We start from the raw sequence: 22,493 nt of genomic DNA on the forward strand, positions 1-22,493 counted from the left end.
AGCCGCGCGCGCGATGACGCACTTGCCCGGCCGCTGCAGGGCCGCGCGCTTTTCACCCCGGCGTAACAGACGTCGGCACCGCAAGGTGCTTAATCGCGCTTGCGAGGTGCGAAGCTGCAGTGCGGGCCCGACCGCTGCCTCGATGCGGCCAGCTTCCGCATCGAGCCCGCGACGCGCGGCATTCCCGTCGACAGACCAGGATGGCGACATGACCAGCAAGGGCCTTACCCGCGCCATCGGCTTGGCCGTCCTGCTGGCGCTGGCGGCCTGCAGCGCGTTGCCGCCGCGCCCTGAAATGCCGGACGCTTTCGCGCCGCCGCCGGCGACGCAGGGTGAGATGGCCGCGCGTCTGGCCCCGGAAGAGGCGCGCCATCCGGGCGAATCCGGATTCCGCCTGGTCAGCGCCGGGACCGAGGCCTACGCGCTGCGCACCTACAGCGCGCAGATCGCCACGCGCAGCCTGGATATCCAGACCTACATCTGGCACGGCGACCTCACCGGCAAGCTGCTGGCGCGGCGCGCGCTGGATGCCGCCGACCGCGGCGTGAAGGTGCGCATCCTGGTGGACGACATGGACGCGCGGGCGAAGAACGCCGGCTTCGCCGCGCTGGATGCGCACGGGAACATCGAGGTCCGGGTGTTCAATCCCTTCGCCAGCCGCGGCGGCGTGCTGCGCCGCGTCGGCGAACTCGCCACCGGCCTGCGGCGGCTCAACCACCGCATGCACAACAAGAGCTGGATCGCCGACAACCGCATGGCGCTGGTGGGCGGGCGCAACCTCGGCGACGAGTATTTCAACGCCAGTGCGGATACCAACTTCATCGATCTGGACCTGCTGATGGTCGGGCCGGTGGTGCCGCAGGTCAGCGCCAACTTCGACCGTTACTGGAACTCGCCGAGCAACTACCCGATCTGGGCGGTGAACAAGGCCCCGGCGGACGCGCAGGCGCTCGCCAAGGTGCGCGCGGTGCTGGAGGCCAGCCCGGCCGAACTGGCGGGCAGCAGGTACGCCACGGTGCTGCGCGAGGATCCGGACGTGCAGCGGATCATCGCCGGCGCGGGCAGCCTGCTGTGGAGCCGCGACTGGGTCTTCGTCAGCGACGACCCGCGCAAGGTCGATCGCAGCGGCGACCGGTTCGGCCAATCGGCGGTGCTGGCGGCGATTGCGCCCGCAATGCGCTCGTCGCAACGCGAGCTGCGCGTGATCTCGCCGTACTTCGTGCCAGGGCGCGAGGGCACCCGGGCCCTGCTGGAGATCGCCGCCACGGGCGTCGACGTCGAAGTCCTCACCAATTCGCTCGCCGCCACCGACGTGGCCGCGGTGCACAGCGGCTACGCGCGTGCGCGCAAGCAGCTGCTGGCAGGCGGCGTGGCGCTGTGGGAACTCAAGCCCGTTACCGCCGCGGCTTCGAATTTCAGCCTGGGCGGCTCGTCCGGCTCCAGCCTGCACACCAAGGCGCTGGTGATCGACGACCGCCAGGTCTTCGTCGGCTCCTACAACCTGGATCCCCGCTCGACCTCGCTCAACACCGAGCAGGGCGTTCTGGTCCGGCACCCGCAACTGGCGCGGCAGCTCACGCAGCTGTTCGCATCGCAGCAGCAGGGCACGCATGCCTGGCACGTGGAGCAGGTGGAGGGCCGGCTGCAGTGGAGCGACGGGACCAGGACCTGGACCGGCGAGCCGGAGGCGACGATGGGGCGGCGGATGCGGGTCTGGGTGGCGAAGCTGCTGCCGATCCAGTCGCAGCTGTAGGGGGCACTGATGGTCCCCGCAAGAAAAAGGCCGCCCGGAGGCGGCCTTTTCCAGTCGTGCAACTTCGACGGATCAGAAGCGCAGTTCAGCGCCCAGGGTCAGCGTCTTGGCCGTGACGTCCAGGCCGTCGCCGCTGCTCTTGAAGCGGTCGTAGTTCAGGCTCAGGCCGAACTTCTCGTTGAAGTCATAGCCCGCGCCGACGCCGATGTACGGCTTGGCCGAACTCGCCTCGGCTTCCTCGACCGAGCCGTCGTATTCGGCCGTGGCGACGCCACGGGCGAAGCCGGCGCGGCCGCCGATGAAGAAGCCCTTGTGGTCGCCGCCGAAGTTCTTCTTCGCGGCCACGCCGATGCCCACGCCGTGCAGCTTGATGCGGTAGTCATCGAAGCCGTCGTTGTAGGTGGCGCTGTAGACCTGGTTGTAGAAACCTTCCACGGCGAAGTTCGCGTTGAACCAGTAGCCACCACGGAAGCCCCAGGTGGTGTCGTTGTCGCTGGCGTCGCCGAAACCGTCGACCTGGAAGTCGAGATCGCTGCGGCCGCCTTCGACACGGATGAAGCCGCTGCCGTCGGCGAAGGCCGGTGCGGAAAGACCGGCCAGCGCCAGGCTGACGGCGAGCACGATGTGCTTGTTCACTGATTTCCCCTGTTATTTGTTTTTTGCCCGGTCATGCCGGGCGGGGGATGTTAAAAGATCATGAAGATGCCGGAAAGGCGCGTGGCCGGTTTTCCACCGGAAAACGGCGGGTTCGAAGCGGCCCGTGGTGAACCGGTCAGGTTTGCGCCTGCGCGAGCGCGCCCCCCGGCCGCACATCAGGGCGACCTTTGCCGATCGTGGCGAAAGCCCGGTGCGCACCTGCAGTCAGTCCCAAGCATGCGCCCCACGCTCCAGGCAGCGCCACAAGCGTGCCGCGGCCTGCGGCATCCAGGGATGCAAGCCAACGGCTACAGCCCCAGGTCGATTGCCTCGGTCACCGTGGTGGGGCCGCCGGTCAGTCCGTCGATGCGCACCAGGCCCACGAGCGGGCAGTAGGTCTTGTGCTCGATCGCGCCAGGCGACAGCTTCGACCATTCCTTGATGACCACGCAGCCATCGAAGTCGCCGATGGCGATGGATGTCGGGACGTCGATGCCTTTCACCTTGCCCATGTCCTCGGCGACACCTGCGTAGTACTCCTGCCGGTACTTCTGCCCGGGGCCAGGGTTCGCGAGCATGATCAGGCCGGCGACGGCGCCGTCGACACCGGCTTCCCACGACCCTTCCTTGCTCGTGCCCGCGGGATCGCCGTTCTCGTCGAACAGGTACTCGGTCGTGTCCTCGCCGAAGTACCAGACGTTGCCGGCGTCGTCCTGCGCATGCCAGTCGAAGGTATCCTCCAGCAGCACGTCGCGCCCGCCGTCGCAGTCCTCGTCCAGCCATTCGCGATCCTCGATCACGCGCGCGACCAGGCCGGCGTAGGGACCGGTAAAGGTCCTGGTGTCCTGCGTGACCACAAAGGAACCGACGATGCACTCGTCCTCGCCGACTTCGAAGTACACGATCTCCCGGCCCGCCGGGAGCGGCCAGTACGGGTTGTCGATCTGCAGCGGCGCGGAGAAGTTGGACAGCTGGAAGTCCGGCGTGACCAGGCCGCCGGCGTTCGCCGGTGCTGCGAACAGGCACAGGCCGGCGGCCGCGCCGCCCAGGAGATGCGCCCGCATTGCGGAAGTGATGGCGCTGCCCATGGCGCACCTCGGAGCGTGGCGGGGTCGGCTCGGGCATAGCGCGCGCGAAGGGAAGCCGCGGCGAAATTGCCGTTAGCGGTACGTGACCCGACCGTACATGCGGGTCGCGAACGTCGAGCTGGCCCCACTTTCCGGACGGCGTGCCCGGCAGCCCAAAAGAAAAGCCCCGCCGAAGCGGGGCTCTCCTGACATCAGCACGATCGCCCGCCACTTCACATCTGCGGCGGCACTTCCTCCTCGGCCCGCACACCCTGGCCGCTGAAGCGCTTGCCCAGCACGCGGCGCAGGGTGTCGAAGCCTTCGCTCTCCGCGTAGCGCTTGAGGATGCTGTAGCCGTCCAGTGCGGCGACCATGGCATCGGAGCCCAGCGCCATCTGCGTGTGGCGCGACTTGTCCACCAGCGTGGTCAGTCGCGTCAGGCGGACCTGCAGCGCGTCGTGCGAGGCGATGTCGCGCTTCATCTCTTCCACGTCGAAGCCGCGGGGCAGCAAGGCCAGGTTGTCGGAGATCACGTCGGCAGCGCCGCGCACGAAGGCCTCCGAGCCATCGCCCATCTTCACCAGCAGCCTGCGCTGGGAAGCCGACATGCCGACCAGGAACGGTTCCAGCGCCGCGGCCAGCGCGTCGATGGCCGTGTCCACCTGTGCCCACTGTTCGGGGCTGTAATGCTGATGCACGAGATTCTGTTTCATGTCTTCCCTGAGTCCTTGTGAGTGTCGCTCCAGGCCCGGCCACCATGGCCGGACGTGTGCAGCCACCGGGGCTGCATTGAACTAGCACGCAGGGCGATCGGGTCCGAGGACACGCTTGCATATGACGCGTGCTCATGTATCTGGCTTGTATCGGATGTGTCTGGTTTGTATCCGCGCCGGTGCGGATCATGGTTCTCGGAAGCGGGTGCCCGCTTGCGGATATCGGCTTGGAAACCCTCGCCTGCGCCGTGGATTGACGCGCGGCGTCGCAGGCGGCGCGCGCGTGCCTCGCCGCCGCCCCGAGCGACGCGAAGGACGTCCAACGCTTTCCGCCGCTGCTTCGCCGCACCCCATCGACGACGGCGCGGACCTGGCCGCTGTCTAATTTTTGTCCACGAGCTACCAAAAACGGGACGCGCGCGTCCGGAATTCAGACGCTCGCGTCCAAAAATCAGACGCTCGCGTCCGAAAAAGACACGCGCGCGTCCAAAAAAGAGTCGCTCGCGAGTGATTTCGGGACGACGGCGTGTGATTTCGGGACGCTCGCGTCCAAAAAAGACACGCGAGCGTCCGAAAAAGACTCGCGCGCGTCCCGTTTTCGGTAGCTCGCGGGCCGAATTCAGACGTCAGGCGCCGCTGCGAGGGGCGGCAGCGGGGCGCGGGAGGGTGGCGACCGGCACCGGAGTCGGCGGCCTGATCGCTCTGATTCCGCAGGGGTATTGACACACTTCCATAATTCCGGAAATATGGAATAATGGATACCGCCGCCGCCCTCAGCGCCTTGAGCGCCCTCAGCCACGACACCCGCCTGGCCGCCTTCCGCCACTTGGTGGAAGCCGGACCGGGGGGGCTGGCCGTGGGCGAACTGCGCGAGCGCCTGCAGACCCCGCCGGCGACCCTGAGCGCCCACCTCAACGTGCTGCGTGCCGCCGGCCTGGTACAGGACGAGCGCGTCGGCCGGGTCATCCAGGTGCGCGCCCACTACCCGCAGATGAACGCATTGCTCGCCTACCTCACCCAGAACTGCTGCGCCGGTGAAGGTGCCGCCGCGCAGGTCTGCTGCCCACCCACTGGAGAAACGAAACGATGAACCGCTTCCACGTGCATCTCAACGTCAACGACCTCGCCGCCAGCATCGGCTTCTACTCCAGCCTGTTCGGCAGCGCGCCCACCGTGCGCAAGGACGACTACGCCAAGTGGATGCTGGAAGACCCGCGGGTGAACTTCGCGATCTCCGCGCTGGGCCGCCCGGCGGGCGTGGACCACCTGGGCATCCAGGTGGACAGTGGCGACGAGCTGGCGAGCCTGGGCCAGCGCCTGGATGCCGCCGGCGCGGCAGTGATCCCCGAGGATGCCGCGGTGTGCTGCTACGCGCGCTCCGACAAGCTGTGGGCGCAGGACCCGCAGGGCACGCGCTGGGAAACCTTCCACACCGTGGGCGAGGCGACGACCTATTACGCCGGCGACGCCGCCTGCGCCACCGACGGGCAGGCCTGCACGCCCGACGTCACCCGCATGAAGCCGCGCACCGAAGTCGCCGCCAGCTGCTGCGCGCCGCAGTCCGGATGCTGCTGATGACGCAGCGTGTGCAGGAGGCGCCATGAAGCGCGTGCTGTTCGTCTGCGTGGAAAATTCCAACCGCAGCCAGATGGCGGAGGCGTTCGCGCGCCTCCACGGCGGCGACGAAGTCCAAGCGCTGAGCGCCGGGTCGAAACCTTCGGGTCAGATCAACCCCAAGGCCGTGCGCTTCATGGCCGAGCTGGGCTACGACCTGACGCGCCACGCGTCCAAGTCGCTCGACGAGGTCACGGGCGACTTCGATGCCGTCATCACCATGGGCTGCGGCGACGACTGCCCGTGGGTGCCCGCCAAGCGGCGCGAGGACTGGGCGCTGCCCGATCCGAAACACATGGACGACGACGGCTATCGCGCGGTGCGCGACGAGATCGGCGCACGCGTGATGTCCTTGCTGGCGCAGCTGTGATGCCACCGCTGCGCACGAAACTGCTGGCCGAATTCATCGGCACGGCGCTGTTGCTGGCCGCGGTCGTCGGCTCGGGGATCATGGGCGTGGCCCTGTCGCAGGGCAACGACGCGATCGCGCTGCTGGCCAATGCGGCGGCGACGGCGGGCGCGCTCTACGTGCTGATCGTCCTGTTCGGGCCGATCTCGGGCGCCCACTTCAACCCGGCCGTGACCCTGGCAATGCGTTGGCGCGGCCAGATCGGCAGCGCCGATGCTTTGGCCTACATCGCGGTCCAGGTCGGGGCCGCGGTGGCGGGCGTGCTGCTCGCACATGCCATGTTCGACCTGCCGCTGTGGCAGCCCGGCACCCACGCGCGCACCGGGCTGCCGCAATGGATCAGCGAGGCCGTCGCCACCTTCGGACTGCTGCTGACGATCCTGCTGGGCGTGCGTCATCGCCCGCAGGCGGTGCCGGCGCTGGTGGCTGCCTACATTTTTGCGGCGTACTGGTTCACCGCCAGCACGTCCTTCGCCAATCCGGCGGTGACCCTGGCGCGCGCGCTGACGCAGACCTTCGCGGGCATCCGTCCGGATGACGTGCCCGGCTTCGTCGTGGCACAGCTGGTCGGCATGGCGGCGGGGTGTGGCGTGGCCAGCCTGCTGGTGCCGGCCGTCACGCCCAAGGGCGAAACCGGGGACGTGCGGGCAGAACTGGCATCCCAGGAAATGCGGCGGCCCTGAGTTATTTCAGGGAGCACGCCCTTCGCTGGCCGGGGTGAGCCGGCCAGCGCAGACCACGTCGCGCTCAGGCCGTCACCGCGCCCTGCACGCGCCTCGGCGCGGATCGCCACCCCAGCAGGCGGGCGGGCAGATAGAGGATCGCCTGCAGCAGCGCGAACAGCGCGCCGAAGGTGATGCCGACCAGGCGGAACGGCAGCGACAGCAGCCAGACCAGCGGCCACAGCACCAGGGCCAGCAGGGCCAGCGGCCAGCACAGGACGAAGAGCACGCACCAGGCGAGCAGCGCGATCAGGGCCTTCATGTCGAACTCCTAGCAGCCGGAACGGACGGCATTCGCACCTTGCCCCCGAAGGAACCTCCCGGCAACCGGCGTGCGATGAAGCCGGCCAATCCGCGGACGAAGCCCCCCGCGTGGCGACGAAAAACCCCGGACAGCGACTGGTCGGTCGCCGAGGCGCGCCGCACGCGGCGACGCTATGGACGAGTCAGCCGGCGCCGCCGCTCGTGAAACGCCAGGCCAGCCAGGTCAACAGCACCAGCACCGACGGGCACACCCAGCCGAAGCGGGCCGCGATCGTGAACGTGTCGCCCTGGGGCTGTGCCGGATCCACGGGAGCGACCCGGGTCACGGCGGACGCCCAGGCCAGGTTGAGCAGCCAGCCCGCCGCGACACTAACGGCAGCGGCGACACGGATATCCAGCGCCGAATGCGAGATGAGCAGCCAGAACAGGGCCACGGGGAGGAACAGGGCCGCCAGCAAGACCGCGGTGACGAGGAACTTCGGCATGGCAATGGCGCCTGGGCTGAGCTGCGTCGAGCAGCGGCTTGAACTTGAATGACTCAATGATCTGTTTGGTAAAGCCAATCCAGGCTGGGAATCGCAGGAGCAAGAATGGGCTTCGCATACAGGGGTGAGTGCTTGATCGATCCGGCGAAACCCGCCTTCCCGATCAGATACGACATGCGTTCGAACTCTTCGGCACTGATCCTGGGGTCAAGCGTGACGGACGCGACAACCCTGTCAACGGGCACCTTGATCTGGGCGACGTCGCCAGGCACCTCCGAGACGTGCCGCGAGAGCACGAGGCGCACTTCCTGTTCGTGAGCAAAGGAGTCGCGCTTGTACAGGAGAACTGAGGCTGACCCCGGCGAGTAAGACGGAGCGCGAAGTACTTCCCGGAGGAAGTCACGCGACTCCAGCATGCATCTCAACTCCTCGCACGATCTGTACCGGACTTTCCCCAGATAGACCTGCTCCAGCGGGCTCTCGAACTGCGGCTTGCACTCCCTGAGCAGGGTATGGGCGTGGGCGGTGACAAGGACGCCGCGTCTGTCGCTCGAGTAGATGCGCCACATCGCGTCCGACTCCTCGCAAAGCGACCAGCACTGTGCAAACAGGCCTTCGTCGAAGTGTGGGATGCGCAGACGTCTGCCAGTATCGGACTCGATGATCTCGCGATTCAGTGGGTTCTCGTACGGGTCCTGCCAGTAAACCGAAGGCTTCACAAGCGAGAGCTGCTCATGGCGAACAAAATCGATGAATCGCTCGAAAGGAAATATGCGATGGATCAGCAACTCATTCCGCCCGAAAGAAAGCTCCTCGGCTTCGGTGAAATGGATGATCTGGCGGTCGCTGATTGACATGAGTAGTCGCCTGAAACCTGAAGCCTGAACCAAGCCAAGCCGCTGGACGAAACCGCCTCACTGCTCGGGCGCCGGTCCAGAGATGACGAACGCGATCGACGCAAGGAAAACGAAGAGCGCCATCGCGGTCCCCTCGACGAACCGTCGGGCCTCACTTCCGCGAGCGCCCGCGCTGCAACAGCAGCCAGCCGGAAATCAGCGCCGGCAGCCCGATGAACACCAGGCCCACGAGCGAAAGTCCCGTCGCCATGCCGTGCGCGTCAGGACTGCCGCTCGCGTCGACGACGACGATGGCCTGGATGAGATTGAAGCCCAGCAGCGCCGTGAAGAAGCCGCCGGCGACGAACAGGAGGGCTCCGAGGATTTCGCGAAGTATCTGCATGTGGATTGACGTCTGAAAGAAGCTGGGCTCGCGAAACGGCTGCGTATTGAGCGGGAGGTCAGGCCTAGCCGGCGACAGGCTCGAGCCATTTCGCAGGGAGCCAGCCGGAAACGCAAGGGCCCTCATAGGCACCCGGAGCCGGGGCAGGGGACGATACGCGACAGTCGAGGATTCCGTCCTGGGCCAGGACGACGGCCGACCATTGGGCATCGGACGAGGTGCCGCACAGATGCACCAGGTCGCCAGGCTTCAGGGTGATCACCTTGGCATGGCGCTGGCCCGGGCCCGTTCGCAGGGCGAGCGGCCGCCTGCTCGTCACGACGGCAAGACTGGTGCAGGCATCCATCCCGGGTTGATCGCCGACCTTGACCGGAACAGGCGGGGCGGCAGTGGCCGCAATAGCGAAGGTCAGCATCAGGAGTGTGATGCATCTAGTCATGGGGCCCGGACACCTCAATTGAAGCAGTACGGCTTGAATGGCGGGCGGATTTCACCGGCCGCACTTAACGACACGATGGTTGGCGCGCGGGTCGTACGCGGCGGACTCCCAGGGTGCGTACGTGATCCTGTCATGCACGCCCCAGAGATATTCGAACTGGCGGCCACCACCTGCGTCGACCGTGCCCAATGCGTACACCGCGCCGAACGTGCTCTCGAATCCATTCCTGAGTTCCACCCGGGTGACCGTCAGCGCGGTGCCCGCGGGAAGCTCCGCCAGCAGGGCGCGCCCGGGCGCCTGGTAATCGAGCAGGTCGGCCGAAGCATCGTCGGACTCGTACAGGTAGGCCACCCGTTTGAGCGTTACGTGGCCCGGTACGCCTTCGGGCGCGCACTCGGCACGCGAAATGTCACGCACGTGTGTGCAGGCGGCCAGCAGGAGTGTGACGAAGCAGGCGAGAAGTTTCATCCTCGATTTCCATGTCTGGATCAAGTGGAACCGCGACGCGCTTCTGCTCGTATGCCGTTCGTCAGAGGTCATTGACGACCACAATCCTGGGTCGGCCGGAATGAGCGGGCGGCTGCTGTGTCGGGGGTGCGCCGTGCGCAAGGATGGGGTCATTGCGCAATTCGTATTGCTGCTGGCGGTCCAGGCGGACGACCAGGGTGTCCGGATCGCGCCACAGGACGGTGACCTTGCCGGTGGCGTCGTTCTTGCCGCCGGCCTTGGTGGTGACGGCGGCGACGGCCACCTTCTCCAGGACGCTGCAGCTCCCGGCGGCCTGCTGCTCGACGATGGCGGCTACCAGGTACGTGCCGTTCTGCGCCTTGCAGCCGCACTCGCGGGCAACGGCCTTGAATGCATGGTCGGGCGATGGCGTCGAATCGATCAGACGATCCGGACATCCGAAGATGGAATCGGTGCATCCGCCGAGCAGGAGGGCGGTCACGACCAGGAGAGACGACGATTTTTCCATGAACTCCATCTCCCGGATCACGCCGCGCCGCGAAGCGGCTCGCGCTTGAAAAATGCTCAGTCCCCGTCCCGCCGCCTGGGCAAAACGGCATAGGCCACCAGCACCAACCCCATGAGCAATGGAATGCCCGCGGCGGCCGCATGGCCAAACCGCTCGCACAGCGCATTGATGATCGCGCCGGTGACCTTCCTTCCGGAGGGGCAGGAATCGGTTCGAGTGAAAAGGGCATAGGCCCAGCCGAAGGAGAAGGCGCCCAAGGCGCCGACCACGGGGCGCGAGTCCCAGAACCTGTCCCACATCCGCTTGAGTGCGGCATCCGGTGCGGCGTCCTCATCTGCGGTATCGGCAATCACCGGCCGCGGCGTTTCCGCAGGGGGTGCCGCGCGCTGCTCGTACGCGGCGCGAAGGTTCGCATGGTTCTTCGGATACTGGTGCTTGTTGATGCCAGCCAGTGCCTCTTCGAGCTCGCGAAGGCTGTACCGGGAGTAGTCGATGTCGCCGTCGCGCATGAGGTCCTGGGATGGTCGGATCGGAACTGACACTGGATCAGTGCCGGGCCGCGAAGGGATCAGGCGGGTCGGCGGTCAGGGGTTGACGCATGGAACACAAGCCCCGCCAAACCCAGTCCGACGATCGTAGCGCCGATGTCATGGGGGTCATAGATCCGCCCGCGGATGGGCTGCAGGAACTCCCACACGACCAGCCCGACCGCCGACACGATGCTCGCCGCGAAAAACCAGCGGCGGGTGGCTGGATAGGTGCCCACTGGGTTCTGGCCACACCAGACGCTCATGAAGGCGAAGGGCAGGGCTACGGCGGCAGCGACGTTGGGTAGCACGCCTAGTACGTAGTGGTAGATCTGGGGGCCGTCCAGATGCGCGCTGCGCGCCTGGTGCACCAGGCTCACCACGCCGAGCGAGGCGACGGCCAACATTCCATATTTCGTGGAGGGCTTCATGGACGGCTTCATGGGGTGTTGGTGTGCAGGCGGCTCGGGTGCGGTGGAATCACCGGGCGACGGGATGGCAGGCTGGCCGCGGTCTGGATGGATACGGACGCCGCCATGGGCGGGTCAGGCCTCGCGTGGCCACAGCGCGCGGACGAACCGCCAGCCCGCGACGATCCCGATGATCAGGGCCAGCGGCGCCCACAGGATCGCGGTCATCCCGTAAAGGGAGCTGATCGGGCCCGTCAGGCGCCACAGCACGGCCCATGGCAAATAGGTGATCGCGGCGGCGATGAGGAGACCTGCGAACACCAGCAGCACTTTGCGCAAGAGGGGAGGCATCGGTTGGGTTCGAAGGCATGGACGCGAAGCGGCGCCGACCGATTGTCCGTGCGCCGCCGCGCGTTGACTAGCCCGCGGGCAGGAAGCGGGTGACCTTCTGGCGGAGCAGTTGAACCAGCGCCGGGTCCATGTACTCGTACTCGTCCGGGATGTCGAGGCAGATCACCCGCTTGCCGCCCAGGTGCGCGCGGAACTTCCTGGACAGCTTGTCGCGATGCGCCTTCTCCATGACGAAGATGACGTCCGACCAGGCCAGCAGCTCCGGCGATACCGGGGTATTGGCATCGTTGCCCAGGCCGGCGGACTGCGTCTCCACGCCGGGCCAGTCAGCAAAGATCTGCTCCGCCGTGGGGCTGCGCAGGCGGTTCTGCGTGCAGATGAAGAGGACGTTGCGCGACAAGGAGGCTCCTGCGGCTCGAGGTTGGACCTTCTGGCCGCCAGTGGTTGGATGCAATCGACGAAGGCTTCTAAAGCTATCCGCGTCGCGAAATGGCTTCAGCTCCAATGGAGCGTCAGCACCCGTCCGCGGCAAGGATCTGAGCCGGTTTCCCCGCACGGCACACGAGTTCATAGGCCTGGCCGGCCTTGAAATCGAAGCTCAGGCTCGAAACGCCCGTGGCTTGCGATTCATCGGGGCAGGAATACCAGACCGTCCGCAGGCCGGATGCCACCCGGGTCGTGGCCCTCTGGTCGAGGATCAGCGGCTGGCCGTCCACGGCCGTCATGCCATGGGAAATGCCTGCAAGCGCATGAAACGGGGCGACGAAGCGAAGCACCGCGTCGTCGGATGGCGCTGCTGGCTCGGCGGGTGGGGTGCCTGCCGTTGCGGCGGCAAGCGCTGATGCGACAAGTAATCCAGATAGGCTACCCATGATCCGTCACCTCGGTGTGGACGAGAGAAGAGTGCGACAGATCAGCACGGCAGGGGTTCCGCGGTGCGCGATCCCTGCGCCGGGCGGCCCGGTAAGGGCGACGAGAGGTGGATGACGGCTGCTGGAGTCCGAATCAGGCCGAAACCTGAAGAGGCTTCGGCTTGAACGGCTTGCTAGAACTTGCCGGCCTCGCCGCAGTCCGGTCCGGCGGAGCATTCGGCCCACCTGACCTTGCCCGTGCGGGGGCCGGAGGCGTCATCACTGGCGGCATCCAGGGCGGCGCACTCTTCCGTGCGCACCGTGCGATCGGCAAGGACCTTGTCCGCCTTCAGCCACTTGCCGGTGAAGTCGGACTCCTCGGCGACCTGCACGCAGTGCGCGAAGCCCGACTTTCCGCACGCAGCAAGGATGAAGGGCAGAGCCAGGAAGATCGCTGCTTGCCTGCGACGAAGTTTCATCCGGGTTCCCGTGACTGGATCAAGCAAGGCTGCGAAGCGACATGGAGTTTGAATGAGGTGTCGAGCGTCGCACGGCGGCGGCGGACCCTAGTCAAAAAAGTCAAAGATCGACCAGTCGATGTCGGGGAACTCGAGCCAAGACAGGTCGAAGTCGAACCACGAACCCGGACTTCCCAGTGACAGCGACTCGAGCATCTCCCGCTTCATGGCCAGGTAGTCGCAGGCCTCGCCGGCGGCCTGGTGGATGCGGTCGAAGTCGTAGTGCGTATTGAAGAGCGCATGCGACCAGCAGGCGACATCCATGGGGATGTCGCAGCGCTGGTTGGCGGCGCGCACCTGGTCGACCGAATAGAACTTGCGCTTGCCGTGGTGCTGGATCAGGTCGTCACCCACGCGTTTGGCCTGGGCCTGCTTGTCGCGCGGGCTGATGGCGCAGGGGGCGGTCTGGGCGGTTGTCATGCCGTGCTGTCCAATGAGGGTGTGTTGCGGCCAGGCGCTTGAAACCTGAAGCCAGGTGGTGCCGCGAAGCGGCTTCGGATTGAAGGAATCTTCAGGCGTCGCAGGCTTCCGTGAGCTTATTCAACCGGCTCCCCGGGAACTGCACGGCTCCGCGCGACGGGATGATGCCCGGAAGCACGCGCGACTCCAAATGTGGGTGGCCCAGGGTTCCGCGGCTGGTCCAGCGAGCCGGCCCGATGCTCAAGACGGCCAGAGCAGCTCCCGGAGTTCAATGTGAAACCTTCAGGATGGGATTGAATGACGGTCAGCGTTTCCTGACGCCCTGACGCCCGGCCCAGCGGCTCTTTTACCTGTTCTGGCGGGATCCAGGCCTGCCAGGACGGCCGCACCCCGGGACGTGGCGCCGCGGCGTCCCGGCGGGTATCGTTTCGCCTGCCGGCCCCGGGACCGGTGACGCTCTGACAGGGGATCCCTTGAATCGATTCATGTTCTGCGCAGGCGCGCTGGTCGCCTGCGTCGCTTCGCTTGCGTCCTTCGCGCCCACCCCCGCCCGTAGCACCGACAGGATCATGTCGGTGCCCAGCGAGCCTGCGAGGGCCAAGGCCGCGCGTCCGCCGGTCCACTGGCGCGCGACGAGTGTTCCCGCCTCGAGGGTTGCGCGCCTGGCTTTCGGCGAAATGCCGGTGCGCCGCCTGCTGGATCTGGAGCGCCACAACGCCCGGGACATCGCCAAACCCACGCAGATCGGCCTGGCCCGCACCACCGCCCGCGAGGGCATCCAGGTGTCCTTGCCAGCGCTGGACTGGTTGCCCGCGGCGAAGGGCGGCCACGTCGCCAGGATCGAGGTGCATTCGCCCGATGCGCTCGGCCTGCGCGTGGGCCTGTTGCTGCAGCGGTGGGATTCCCGCATCGAGCTCCGGGTCGGTGGCAGCGCGAGTGGCGAACCCCTGGCGCTGATCTCCGGCCAACAGGCCAGCCGCCTCGCCAACGAGCAGCTGTACTGGACGCCGTCGACCGACGGCGACAGGCAGACGATCGAGCTCTATGCCCCCGAGGGCGTTCCGACTTTGGGGGTCCGAGTCCAGGTGCCGCAGATTTCGCATCTGATCGCGGACAGCCGCCACGGATTCAAGCTGCTCAAGTCCGGGGAAGCCGGTGCATGCAACGTCGACACCGTATGTCGAGTGGCCGAACTCGGTCCGGCGTACGAGGCGGCCACGAAATCGGTTGCCAAGATGGTTTTCGTCATCGACGGCGGCACGTACGCCTGCACGGGAACGCTGTTGAACGATGCCGACACCGCCACGCAGATTCCCTGGTTCTACTCCGCACATCACTGCATCAGCACCCAGGCCGTGGCCAACACGCTGGAAACCTGGTGGAACTGGGAAAGCACGACGTGTGGTGAGCGGGCCCCGGGTCAGGGTCCGGCCTATGGTGCGACCTACCTGTACTCCGATCCGACCACCGACGGCCTGCTGCTGCGCCTGGGCGATGCGCCGGGCAGCGCCACGTTCGCCGGTTGGGATGCCCGTCCGCTGCCCACCGGCGTACGCGTATTCGCCATCCACCATCCGGCAGGCGACCGGAAGAAGGTCTCCGAAGGACAGCACGTCTCCACCAACACCGCCCAGCACATCGTGGGCTGGACGCGAGGGACCACGGAAGGCGGTAGCAGCGGTTCGGGCCTGTTCGTGCCGGACCAGGGCCAATACCTAGTTCGCGGTGGCCTGTTCCGTGGTTCGGCCAGCTGCGCGAACACCGGTTCGCTGTCCAACAAGGACAACCGCGACGAGTACTCCCGCTTCGATCTCGTGTTTGCGCACATCGAGCACTACCTGCGTCCGCCCAACGTCGCGCCGACGGCAGCCTTCGGCTTCGTGCTGGGCCTGGATGGCGTCGTGTCCTTCACCGACGCATCGACCGATCGCGACGGCCAGGTCGTCGCGTACCAGTGGACGTTCGGTGACGGCACCACGTCGACGGAACGTTCGCCCACGCACACCTATCCGGCGGGTGGCATCTATACCGCCACGTTGAAGGTCATCGACAATCGTGGCGGAACGGCGACAACGTCCAAGCTTGTCCGCACGCCCACGATGCTGCTGGAGTCGCAGCCGCTGACCCTGGCCGGTCCGACAGGCTGGGCAGCCTTCTATCGATTCACGGCGCCGATGTATGCCTCGAACCTGAAGTTCACCCTGTCCGGTGGCACGGGCAATGCGGACCTCTACCTGAGCCGTCAAGGTTGGCCCAACGGCAGCAGCTTCCAGTGGGCATCCCGGGGACCCTCCAATGCGGAGGCGCTTACGTTTGCCAAGCCCGCCGGTGGCTACTGGTACATCATGGTGCACGGCAAGCAGGCCTTCAGCGGGGCCACGCTGAAGGTGACTTACGACGGTGGCGACAAACCGGTCACGCTGTATGTCGATGACCTGACCATGACGGAGGGACGGTCCGGGCGCATGGGCTTCCGCACTTCGACCACCGCGCAGTCCGTCACCTTCACGGTCACGGTGGAGGACGGCACCGCCATCGCAGGCGTGGACTATGAGAAGCCGGCGCCGCAGACGGTGACCGTCCCGCCGGGGAGCCTGGAGGGGTCGTTCGCCATGATCACCCTTGACGACGCGCTGATCGAATCCAGTGAAACGGTGAAGGTCAGGATCACCAATCTCCGCGGCGGCGTGTTCGCGACGGACGGAGACGCAACCTTCGTGATCAAGGACAACGATGGCCGGCGCGGCATCAACGATTTCGACGGCGACAACCGTTCGGACGTGTTCTGGCGACATGCAACGACGGGGGCAAACGACATCTGGAAGGGCGCCAATGCCACCACGCGCCAGGCGACGCCCGCGGTCACTGATCCGAACTGGACGCTGCTCGGGAGCGCGGACTTCAACGGCGATGAGAAGTCCGACGTTCTCTGGCACAACAGCGCGACCGGGGCGAACGTGCTCTGGATGGCGGGCAATGCTTCCAACCGCGTGAACCTGGACAGCCAGCCCGACCCGAACCTGGTCTTTGTCGCCGTGGGACGTTTTGGCAACTACGGCGTCGCGGACATCGCCTGGCGCGACACCCGCACCGGATCGATCGTCATCTGGACCGACGGTCGCAGCGAAAATGCGACAGTGCGGACCCTGGGTTTGAACTGGACCGTCGTCGGAAGCGGCCTGTTCAGCACGGCGGACAAGGTCGGCCTGGTGGCTCGTGAACCCGGTGGCCATGTTTGCCTGATGTGGAGCGACTCGTGGTGGTGCCCATACGGTCCTGCGATAGTGCTTGTCACCGACCCCGACATGAAGGTGGCGGGCGTGGGTGACTTCGACGGGGACAACGAAGACGACGTGCTCTGGCGAAACGTTCGCACCGGGGCCAACACGATCTTCATCTCGTTCGCAGGCGAGATCCGCAGGAACCTTACCGCGGTGACCGACCTGAACTGGAAGGTGGCGGCGGTCGGCGACTACAACGACGACGGCATTGCCGACATCCTCTGGCGCAACGACAAGACCGGCGCGAACGACGTGTGGTATTCGGGCAATTCGGCCCTGCGCAAGCCGCTGGCCGCGGTGTCGGACCTGCGTTGGCGGGTTGCGCTGTGAGAACCCCCTCCCGCCCGGCGCGCCCGTCGGGCGGGAGGCGCGGCTAGACTAGTGGGACATCTTCCCGCGGCGCCGCGCTCGCCACGCTTCGGCCCGGTGGGAAGTCTTCTGGACACAGTCGCTGGCACGGCCCCTGCCGCGCCCCCGCACGGACCCACGCCATGACCCGAGTCTTTCGCCCCGTTTCCCTCATCGGCGCCCCCACCGACATCGGCGCCGGCCACCTGGGCGCGCGCCTGGGCCCGGAAGCGCTGCGGATCGCGGGGCTGGCGCAGGCGCTGGTCGCGCGCGGTGTCGACGTGGCCGACCGCGGCAACCTCGACGGGCCGCGCAATCCCTGGCAGCCGCCGAGCGAGGGCTATCGCCACCTGCCCGAAGTCGTCGAATGGAATCGCCTGGTGATGGAGGCCTCGCTGGCCGAACTGCGGCAGGGCCGCATGCCGGTGCTGCTGGGCGGCGACCATTGCCTGGGGCTGGGCTCGATCACCGCCGTGGCGCGCCATTGCCGCGAGACCGGCAAGAAGCTGCGCGTGCTCTGGCTGGATGCGCACGCCGACTTCAACACCAGCGACGTCACGCCTTCGGGCAACGTGCATGGCATGCCGGTCGCCTGCCTGTGTGGCCTGGGCCCGCGCGAGCTCACGCACCTGGGCGGCGACGCGCCGGCGATGCGGCCGGACGAGATCCGCCAGATCGGCATCCGGTCGGTGGACGAAGGCGAGAAGCGCCTGGTCAAGGAGCATGGGCTCGACGTGTACGACATGCGCTACATCGACGAGGTCGGGATGAAGCGCGCGATGGAGGAGGCCCTGGACGGCATGGACGAGAACACCCACCTGCACGTGAGCTTCGATGTCGACTTCCTCGATCCCGGCATCGCCCCGGGCGTCGGCACCACCGTGCCTGGCGGCCCGGATTACCGCGAGGCGCAGCTGGTGATGGAGATGATCGCCGACAGCGGGCGCATGGCCTCGCTGGACATCATGGAGCTCAACCCGGTCATCGACACCCGCAATGTCACCGCGGAAGTCGCCGTGGACCTGGTGGAAAGCCTGTTCGGCAAATCCACGCTGATGCGCGACTGAACCGCTTGCGCAGACTGCGACGTGCGCCACTTGCCTTGGCCGCGGTGGCCGCCGACGATGCGCGCCGTGCGGCGGCTCATGGCCGCGTCGCCCTCACCCCAAGACCCGCGGAGCCCCTTGTGAAGAAGCTGATGACCGTCCGTACCGCCGCCCTGCTCGTGCTCGGCCTGTTCGCGCTGGGCGCCCTGAGCGCCTGCAACACGATGGAGGGCCTGGGCAAGGACGTGCAGAAGGTCGGCCGCAAGGTCGAGGACAAGGCCAGCCGCTGAGGCGGCCCGTCTTGCCAGCCTGCTGCCAGGCGTGTTCCCGCGAGGGCTGGAGAAATCCGGCCCTCATGCCTTTTGGGACCTTCACGCCGGCCTGAATGCGCGCGTGCCGCCAGACTGAATCGCAGCTGATGTCGATCGGGCGACTGCACAGGAAGTTCATCGCCCCCCGGGTTAGATGCCACTGCGGACCCTGAGGCAGCCTTGGGCGTGAAGGGTCCCGTGAACAATCCGTGGATCGAAGGAGAAGGAAATGAAGCGTCTGATTTTTGTGATGTTGCTGGCCAGCATGTCCGGTGGCTTCCTCACCGCCTGCAACACGATGGCCGGTGTGGGCGAGGACGTGCAGGATGTCGGCGAGAAGGTCGAAGACAAGGCCGAAGACTGCAAGGACGCCAAGTGCTGATCAGCGGGTGGGTCCCGGCCATGGGCCGGACCTGAAGAAAAAGGGCGGCGCGAGCCGCCCTTTTTCTTTGCGCCGCGCGGGCCGGTGGTTTCGCGCGGTCCCGCGCCTGGCCTACCAGCCCGGAGGATCGGCGACGAAGCCGCCCGGGAACGCATGCGGGGCGTCCTCGTTCCAGCGGTCCCGCCGGTAGCGCGGCACCACGCCGCGGGCGACCAGGGCGTAATAGTCGTCGTAGCGCAGCTGGGTGACCTGGGCCGGGCTGCGCGAGGCGCGCTCGAAGCCGGTGTGCGAGACCGGCGACCATTCGCGGGCCCCGTGGCCCGTGCCCAGGCTCTGCTGCCGCGCTTCCTCGCGGGCAATGGCCTTGTCCGCGCGAGCGCTGGAGGCCGCGCTGGGCGGGGCGGCGGCGCCGTCGCTGGCCGCGGCATCGCGTTCGTAAGTGCCCGGCGCATTGCGCGGCTGGTAGATCGGCGCCGGCTGCGGGTAGTAGTAGGTCCGGGCCTCGGTGAAGACGGCCACGCCGATCACCCCGACGTTGTCGGGCCGCCCGGTGCGGGCGGCGTAGCTGTCCGGCAGGTCGGTGAAGACGAACTGGGCCACGTCGTCCATCGACTTGCGCCAGCCGTTGATCTCGGTGGACTGCCACGGCTCCAGCACGTAGCCGGCCTGCGACGGGTGCGCAGTCTGGCCGGTCACCGCGTTCACGCCGTCGATGGAGAGCACGACCAGCACGCGCTCGCCGCTGCTGTTGGTCAGGCGCACCGCGTAGCGGTGGCCGGGTTCTCCGGCGATCCAGGGCTGGCCGCGGTGGCGGAACTGCTCCAGCCAGTCGCCGCGGTCGCGGTCGATGACATCGACATCGACGAGGCTGGCCTGCACCGGCGAGCAGGCGGCCCAGGGCGGCGCACAGGGCGGCAAGCGGGACGAGGCGGCGGATCATGGCGCGGTCTCCAGGGAAGGTGCCGATGCAAACGGCCCGTGCCGGACATCGGGGTTGCCGGCCGTCCCGGCGGACGGCGGCGTTCAGCCCCTGCTTGGGGCCTCTGCTGGGAAAGCCGGGCCAGCGGGTAAACTTCCCGACCGCATTCCTGTCGTGCCGCCATGCCCACCCGAGATCTCACCCGCGTCCTCACCGGCATCACCACCTCGGGGACGCCGCACCTGGGCAATTACGTCGGCGCGATCCGGCCGGCAGTCGCCGCCAGCCGCCAGGCCGACGTGGAGAGCTTCTACTTCCTGGCCGACTACCACGCGCTGATCAAGGTCACCGATCCGGTGCGCGTGCAGCGCTCGACGCTCGAGATCGCCGCCACCTGGCTGGCCTGCGGGCTGGAACCGGACCGCGTCTGGTTCTACCGCCAGAGCGACATCCCCGAGATCCCCGAACTCACCTCTGGCTGCTCAGCTGCGTGGCCGGCAAGGGCATCCTCAACCGCGCACACGCCTACAAGGCGAGCGTGGACCGCAACCGCGCCGAGGGCGCCGACGACGATGCGGGGATCACCGCCGGCCTGTTCATGTACCCGGTGCTGATGTCCGCCGACATCCTGCTGTTCAACGCCCACCGGGTGCCAGTCGGGCGCGACCAGATCCAGCACATCGAGATGGCGCGCGACTTCGGCCAGCGTTTCAACCACCTCTACGGCGAACCGGCCGGCGAACAGTTCTTCACCCTGCCCGAGGCCGTCATCGAGGAGCAGGTGGCGACCCTGCCGGGCCTGGACGGCCGCAAGATGAGCAAGAGCTACGACAACACGATCCCGCTGTTCGCACCGCGCGAGCAGCTGCGCAAGCTGATCGCGGGCATCGTCACCGACTCGCGCGCTCCGGGCGAACCCAAGGACGCCGATACCTCGCACGTGTTCCAGCTGTACCAGGCCTTCGCCAGTCCGGCCGAGACCGCCGCCATGCGCGAGGCCTTTGCGCAGGGCATCGGCTGGGGCGAAGCGAAGGCGCAGCTGTTCGAGCGCATCGACCGGGAAGTCGCGCCGATGCGCGAGCGCTACGAATCGCTGATGGCGCGTCCGGCGGCCATCGAGGTGATCCTGCGCGAGGGCGCCGCACGCCTGCGCGCGCGCTACGCCACGCCGCTGCTGGCGCGGCTGCGCGAGGCCGTCGGGCTGCGGGATCTGTCCCGCACGGCCGTGGCCGGCGATGCGCGCAAGGAGAAGGCGGCACTGCCGGTGTTCAAGCAGTATCGCGAGGGTGCGCAGTTCTTCTTCAAGCTGGTCGATGGCGAACGCGTGCTGCTGCAGAGCGTGGGCCACGACAGCGGCCGCACCGCGGGCCAGCTGGTGGCGCGTGCGAAGCAGGCCGGTGGCGCCGCGTTGCGGGCGGCCGAAGGCGGCGCGGTGCACCTGGGCGACGAACTGCTCGGCCATCTGCATGACGCCGCCGAACTGGCGGATGTGGTCGAAGCCCTGGCGCGACTGGTCGAAACCGAATAGTCGACGGGGCAGGGCGGGCGCCTCGCCGCGATTGGCGTGAGGCGCTGGCGCGATGCCGGTGCGTTCGGTGCAGTGAGTGCGGGCTGAAGCGGCGTTGTCTGCGATGCGTGAAATCGCCCCGTATACCGCGCCACGCGCTTGACTCGGCCAGCCCCCGGCGGGATGGTGAACCCATGTCCGCCACGCGAGCGCCCCTGCACACGCATGCCGATGAAGCCGCCCGGCTGGCGGCGCTGGAGGCGTACGCCATCCTCGACAGCGCCCCCGAGCAGGCCTTCGACGACATCGTCAGGCTGGCCGTCACGGTGTGCGACGTCCCGGCCGCCTCGATCTCGCTGATCGACCGCGAGCGGGTGTGGTTCAAGGCGCAGATCGGCATCGACCAGCCGCAGGTGCCGCGCGAGTTGTCGCTGTGCAACCACGCGATCGACGCGCCCGGCCGCACGCTGGTGGTGGACGACCTGGCCATCGATCCCATCCCCGCTGCGCGTCGCCGCCGCCTGGGCGGCAAGCCGCCGCGCTTCTACGCCGGCGTGCCGCTGCTCAGTCCCGACGGCTACGCATTGGGAACGCTGTGCGTGGCCGACGTCCGGCCGCGGCACCTGAGCGACGTGCAGGTCGAGAGCCTGGAGCTGCTGGCGCGGCAGACGCAGCACCTGCTGGAACTGCGCCGGATGATGGTGGAGCAGGGCCGCCTGCTCAGCGCGCGCGAGCAGGCCGCGCAGACCGCGGAGCTGGCGCGCGCCGAATGGCAGCGCCGGCACGACGCCCTGCGGCAGAGTGCCAGCCGCGACCCGCTGACCGGGCTGCTCAACCGCGCGGGGATGGAGGAACTGCTCGCCGAGGCGCTGCTCACCGCGCCGAGCGAACGCGTGCGCTACACGCTCTTGCTGCTGGACATCGATTACTTCAAGCAGGTCAACGACCGCTACGGCCACCTGGCCGGCGACGAGGCGCTGCGCGCCGTGGCGCAGGCGGTCATCAGCACGATCCGCGCCGGCGACATCGCCGTGCGCTACGGCGGCGAGGAGATTTTGGTGTATCTGCCCGGCACATCGCTGGCCGCCGCCACCGAGGTCGCTCACCGCATCCGCGAGGCCGTCACGCGCGCGGCGCTGCCGTTCCGGCTGACCGTCTCGGTCGGCGTCGCCGCGGGCGACCCGACGCGCGACACGCCCGCGCAGACCTTCGACCGCGCCGACCAGGCGCTTTATCGCGCCAAGCAGGGCGGGCGCGACAGAGTGGCGGTGGACGATACGCCGATGCTGTCGTAAGCGGAGAAGG

General features: G+C 67.5%; 28 protein-coding genes and 1 pseudogene. 11 read left to right on the top strand and 18 right to left on the bottom strand.

Annotation, left to right across the window (positions count from 1 at the left end; all coding sequences use genetic code 11):
* Nucleotides 1-208 precede the first annotated feature (208 nt).
* Nucleotides 209-1,753 carry a phospholipase D family protein gene (locus I8J32_RS06840; protein WP_200616333.1) on the top strand — a complete coding sequence of 515 codons (1,545 nt, stop codon included), beginning with the start codon at nt 209-211 and terminating at the stop codon, nt 1,751-1,753.
* 72 nt (nt 1,754-1,825) lie between these two features.
* On the opposite strand, the gene I8J32_RS06845 is transcribed toward I8J32_RS06840, so the two are convergent.
* The 3 genes from I8J32_RS06845 to I8J32_RS06855 all read right to left on the bottom strand — a co-directional run bounded on the left by I8J32_RS06845 (nt 1,826) and on the right by I8J32_RS06855 (nt 4,169).
* Nucleotides 1,826-2,389, bottom strand: a complete 564-nt coding sequence (locus I8J32_RS06845; protein WP_200616331.1) for a porin family protein — start codon at nt 2,387-2,389, stop codon at nt 1,826-1,828.
* A gap of 308 nt (nt 2,390-2,697) precedes the next feature.
* Nucleotides 2,698-3,453: a hypothetical protein gene (locus tag I8J32_RS06850; protein WP_207526836.1), complete on the bottom strand. Its 756-nt coding sequence runs from the start codon at nt 3,451-3,453 to the stop codon at nt 2,698-2,700.
* 236 nt (nt 3,454-3,689) lie between these two features.
* Entirely contained in the window at nt 3,690-4,169 is a 480-nt protein-coding gene (locus tag I8J32_RS06855) for a hypothetical protein (RefSeq protein WP_200616329.1), read from the bottom strand.
* Between the two features lie 754 nt (nt 4,170-4,923).
* Between I8J32_RS06855 and I8J32_RS06860 the strand changes: the two genes are divergently transcribed.
* Genes I8J32_RS06860 through I8J32_RS06875 form a run of 4 tightly spaced genes read left to right on the top strand, consistent with a single transcriptional unit; the run spans nt 4,924 to nt 6,875 of the window.
* On the top strand, nt 4,924-5,259 hold the full coding sequence (locus I8J32_RS06860) for an ArsR/SmtB family transcription factor (RefSeq protein WP_200616327.1): 336 nt from the start codon (nt 4,924-4,926) through the stop codon (nt 5,257-5,259).
* Entirely contained in the window at nt 5,256-5,744 is a 489-nt protein-coding gene (locus I8J32_RS06865) for an ArsI/CadI family heavy metal resistance metalloenzyme (RefSeq protein WP_200616326.1), read from the top strand. The genes I8J32_RS06860 and I8J32_RS06865 overlap by 4 nt, the downstream gene beginning before the upstream one ends.
* A 25-nt stretch (nt 5,745-5,769) precedes the next feature.
* On the top strand, nt 5,770-6,153 hold the full coding sequence (locus tag I8J32_RS06870; protein ID WP_200616325.1) for an arsenate reductase ArsC: 384 nt from the start codon (nt 5,770-5,772) through the stop codon (nt 6,151-6,153).
* Nucleotides 6,153-6,875 (top strand): aquaporin, encoded by a 723-nt coding sequence (locus I8J32_RS06875; protein ID WP_200616323.1) that lies wholly within the window; start codon nt 6,153-6,155, stop codon nt 6,873-6,875. Before I8J32_RS06870 ends, I8J32_RS06875 begins: the two co-directional genes overlap by 1 nt.
* 64 nt (nt 6,876-6,939) lie before the next feature.
* Here I8J32_RS06875 and I8J32_RS06880 read toward each other — a convergent pair whose 3' ends face one another.
* The 14 genes from I8J32_RS06880 to I8J32_RS06945 all read right to left on the bottom strand — a co-directional run bounded on the left by I8J32_RS06880 (nt 6,940) and on the right by I8J32_RS06945 (nt 13,394).
* Entirely contained in the window at nt 6,940-7,176 is a 237-nt protein-coding gene (locus I8J32_RS06880) for a hypothetical protein (protein ID WP_200616322.1), read from the bottom strand.
* A 184-nt stretch (nt 7,177-7,360) separates the two neighbouring features.
* Nucleotides 7,361-7,663 carry a hypothetical protein gene (locus I8J32_RS06885; RefSeq protein WP_200616320.1) on the bottom strand — a complete coding sequence of 101 codons (303 nt, stop codon included), beginning with the start codon at nt 7,661-7,663 and terminating at the stop codon, nt 7,361-7,363.
* A gap of 53 nt (nt 7,664-7,716) precedes the next feature.
* Nucleotides 7,717-8,520 carry a DUF2971 domain-containing protein gene (locus tag I8J32_RS06890; protein ID WP_200616319.1) on the bottom strand — a complete coding sequence of 268 codons (804 nt, stop codon included), beginning with the start codon at nt 8,518-8,520 and terminating at the stop codon, nt 7,717-7,719.
* Nucleotides 8,521-8,671: 151 nt separating this feature from the next.
* Nucleotides 8,672-8,902 (bottom strand): hypothetical protein, encoded by a 231-nt coding sequence (locus I8J32_RS06895; protein WP_200616318.1) that lies wholly within the window; start codon nt 8,900-8,902, stop codon nt 8,672-8,674.
* A 64-nt stretch (nt 8,903-8,966) separates the two neighbouring features.
* On the bottom strand, nt 8,967-9,317 hold the full coding sequence (locus I8J32_RS06900; RefSeq protein ID WP_200616316.1) for a hypothetical protein: 351 nt from the start codon (nt 9,315-9,317) through the stop codon (nt 8,967-8,969).
* 75 nt (nt 9,318-9,392) lie between these two features.
* Nucleotides 9,393-9,809: a hypothetical protein gene (locus I8J32_RS06905; RefSeq protein WP_200616315.1), complete on the bottom strand. Its 417-nt coding sequence runs from the start codon at nt 9,807-9,809 to the stop codon at nt 9,393-9,395.
* A 61-nt stretch (nt 9,810-9,870) separates the two neighbouring features.
* The gene (locus I8J32_RS06910) at nt 9,871-10,326 is read right to left on the bottom strand and encodes a hypothetical protein (RefSeq protein WP_200616314.1); all 456 of its coding nucleotides are present in this window, start codon (nt 10,324-10,326) and stop codon (nt 9,871-9,873) included.
* Nucleotides 10,327-10,373: 47 nt separating this feature from the next.
* Complete coding sequence (locus I8J32_RS06915; RefSeq protein ID WP_200616312.1) at nt 10,374-10,826, bottom strand: hypothetical protein; 453 nt, start codon at nt 10,824-10,826, stop codon at nt 10,374-10,376.
* Between the two features lie 59 nt (nt 10,827-10,885).
* Nucleotides 10,886-11,287: a hypothetical protein gene (locus tag I8J32_RS06920; RefSeq protein ID WP_207526837.1), complete on the bottom strand. Its 402-nt coding sequence runs from the start codon at nt 11,285-11,287 to the stop codon at nt 10,886-10,888.
* Between the two features lie 102 nt (nt 11,288-11,389).
* Nucleotides 11,390-11,593 (bottom strand): hypothetical protein, encoded by a 204-nt coding sequence (locus I8J32_RS06925; RefSeq protein ID WP_200616310.1) that lies wholly within the window; start codon nt 11,591-11,593, stop codon nt 11,390-11,392.
* A 79-nt stretch (nt 11,594-11,672) separates the two neighbouring features.
* Entirely contained in the window at nt 11,673-12,005 is a 333-nt protein-coding gene (locus I8J32_RS06930) for a low molecular weight protein tyrosine phosphatase family protein (RefSeq protein ID WP_200616309.1), read from the bottom strand.
* 112 nt (nt 12,006-12,117) lie between these two features.
* A complete protein-coding gene (locus I8J32_RS06935; RefSeq protein WP_200616307.1) occupies nt 12,118-12,381 on the bottom strand; it encodes a hypothetical protein in 264 nt (87 codons plus the stop codon).
* Nucleotides 12,382-12,650: 269 nt separating this feature from the next.
* Nucleotides 12,651-12,935 carry a hypothetical protein gene (locus I8J32_RS06940; RefSeq protein WP_200616306.1) on the bottom strand — a complete coding sequence of 95 codons (285 nt, stop codon included), beginning with the start codon at nt 12,933-12,935 and terminating at the stop codon, nt 12,651-12,653.
* An 87-nt stretch (nt 12,936-13,022) separates the two neighbouring features.
* Nucleotides 13,023-13,394: a DUF6559 family protein gene (locus tag I8J32_RS06945; RefSeq protein WP_200616305.1), complete on the bottom strand. Its 372-nt coding sequence runs from the start codon at nt 13,392-13,394 to the stop codon at nt 13,023-13,025.
* A gap of 473 nt (nt 13,395-13,867) precedes the next feature.
* Between I8J32_RS06945 and I8J32_RS06950 the strand changes: the two genes are divergently transcribed.
* The 4 genes from I8J32_RS06950 (at nt 13,868) to I8J32_RS06965 (ending at nt 18,762) form a co-directional block, all read left to right on the top strand.
* Nucleotides 13,868-17,005, top strand: coding sequence for a PKD domain-containing protein (locus I8J32_RS06950; protein ID WP_200616304.1), 3,138 nt, complete (start codon nt 13,868-13,870; stop codon nt 17,003-17,005).
* 161 nt (nt 17,006-17,166) lie between these two features.
* Nucleotides 17,167-18,090 (top strand): arginase, encoded by a 924-nt coding sequence (gene rocF, locus I8J32_RS06955; protein WP_200616302.1) that lies wholly within the window; start codon nt 17,167-17,169, stop codon nt 18,088-18,090.
* Between the two features lie 131 nt (nt 18,091-18,221).
* Entirely contained in the window at nt 18,222-18,359 is a 138-nt protein-coding gene (locus I8J32_RS06960; protein WP_200616301.1) for an entericidin A/B family lipoprotein, read from the top strand.
* 250 nt (nt 18,360-18,609) lie between these two features.
* On the top strand, nt 18,610-18,762 hold the full coding sequence (locus tag I8J32_RS06965; protein ID WP_200616300.1) for an entericidin A/B family lipoprotein: 153 nt from the start codon (nt 18,610-18,612) through the stop codon (nt 18,760-18,762).
* A gap of 111 nt (nt 18,763-18,873) precedes the next feature.
* On the opposite strand, the gene I8J32_RS06970 is transcribed toward I8J32_RS06965, so the two are convergent.
* Entirely contained in the window at nt 18,874-19,680 is an 807-nt protein-coding gene (locus I8J32_RS06970) for a hypothetical protein (RefSeq protein ID WP_407060995.1), read from the bottom strand.
* 183 nt (nt 19,681-19,863) lie between these two features.
* Here I8J32_RS06970 and I8J32_RS06975 point away from each other — a divergent pair.
* Nucleotides 19,864-21,089: pseudogene (locus tag I8J32_RS06975) on the top strand (tryptophan--tRNA ligase); the annotation flags it as partial.
* Nucleotides 21,090-21,382: 293 nt separating this feature from the next.
* On the top strand, nt 21,383-22,483 hold the full coding sequence (locus I8J32_RS06980) for a GGDEF domain-containing protein (RefSeq protein WP_200616297.1): 1,101 nt from the start codon (nt 21,383-21,385) through the stop codon (nt 22,481-22,483).
* The last annotated feature ends 10 nt before the right edge of the window (nt 22,484-22,493 follow it).

The sequence above is a fragment of the Lysobacter solisilvae genome, from assembly GCF_016613535.2.
GTDB lineage: Bacteria > Pseudomonadota > Gammaproteobacteria > Xanthomonadales > Xanthomonadaceae > Agrilutibacter > Agrilutibacter solisilvae.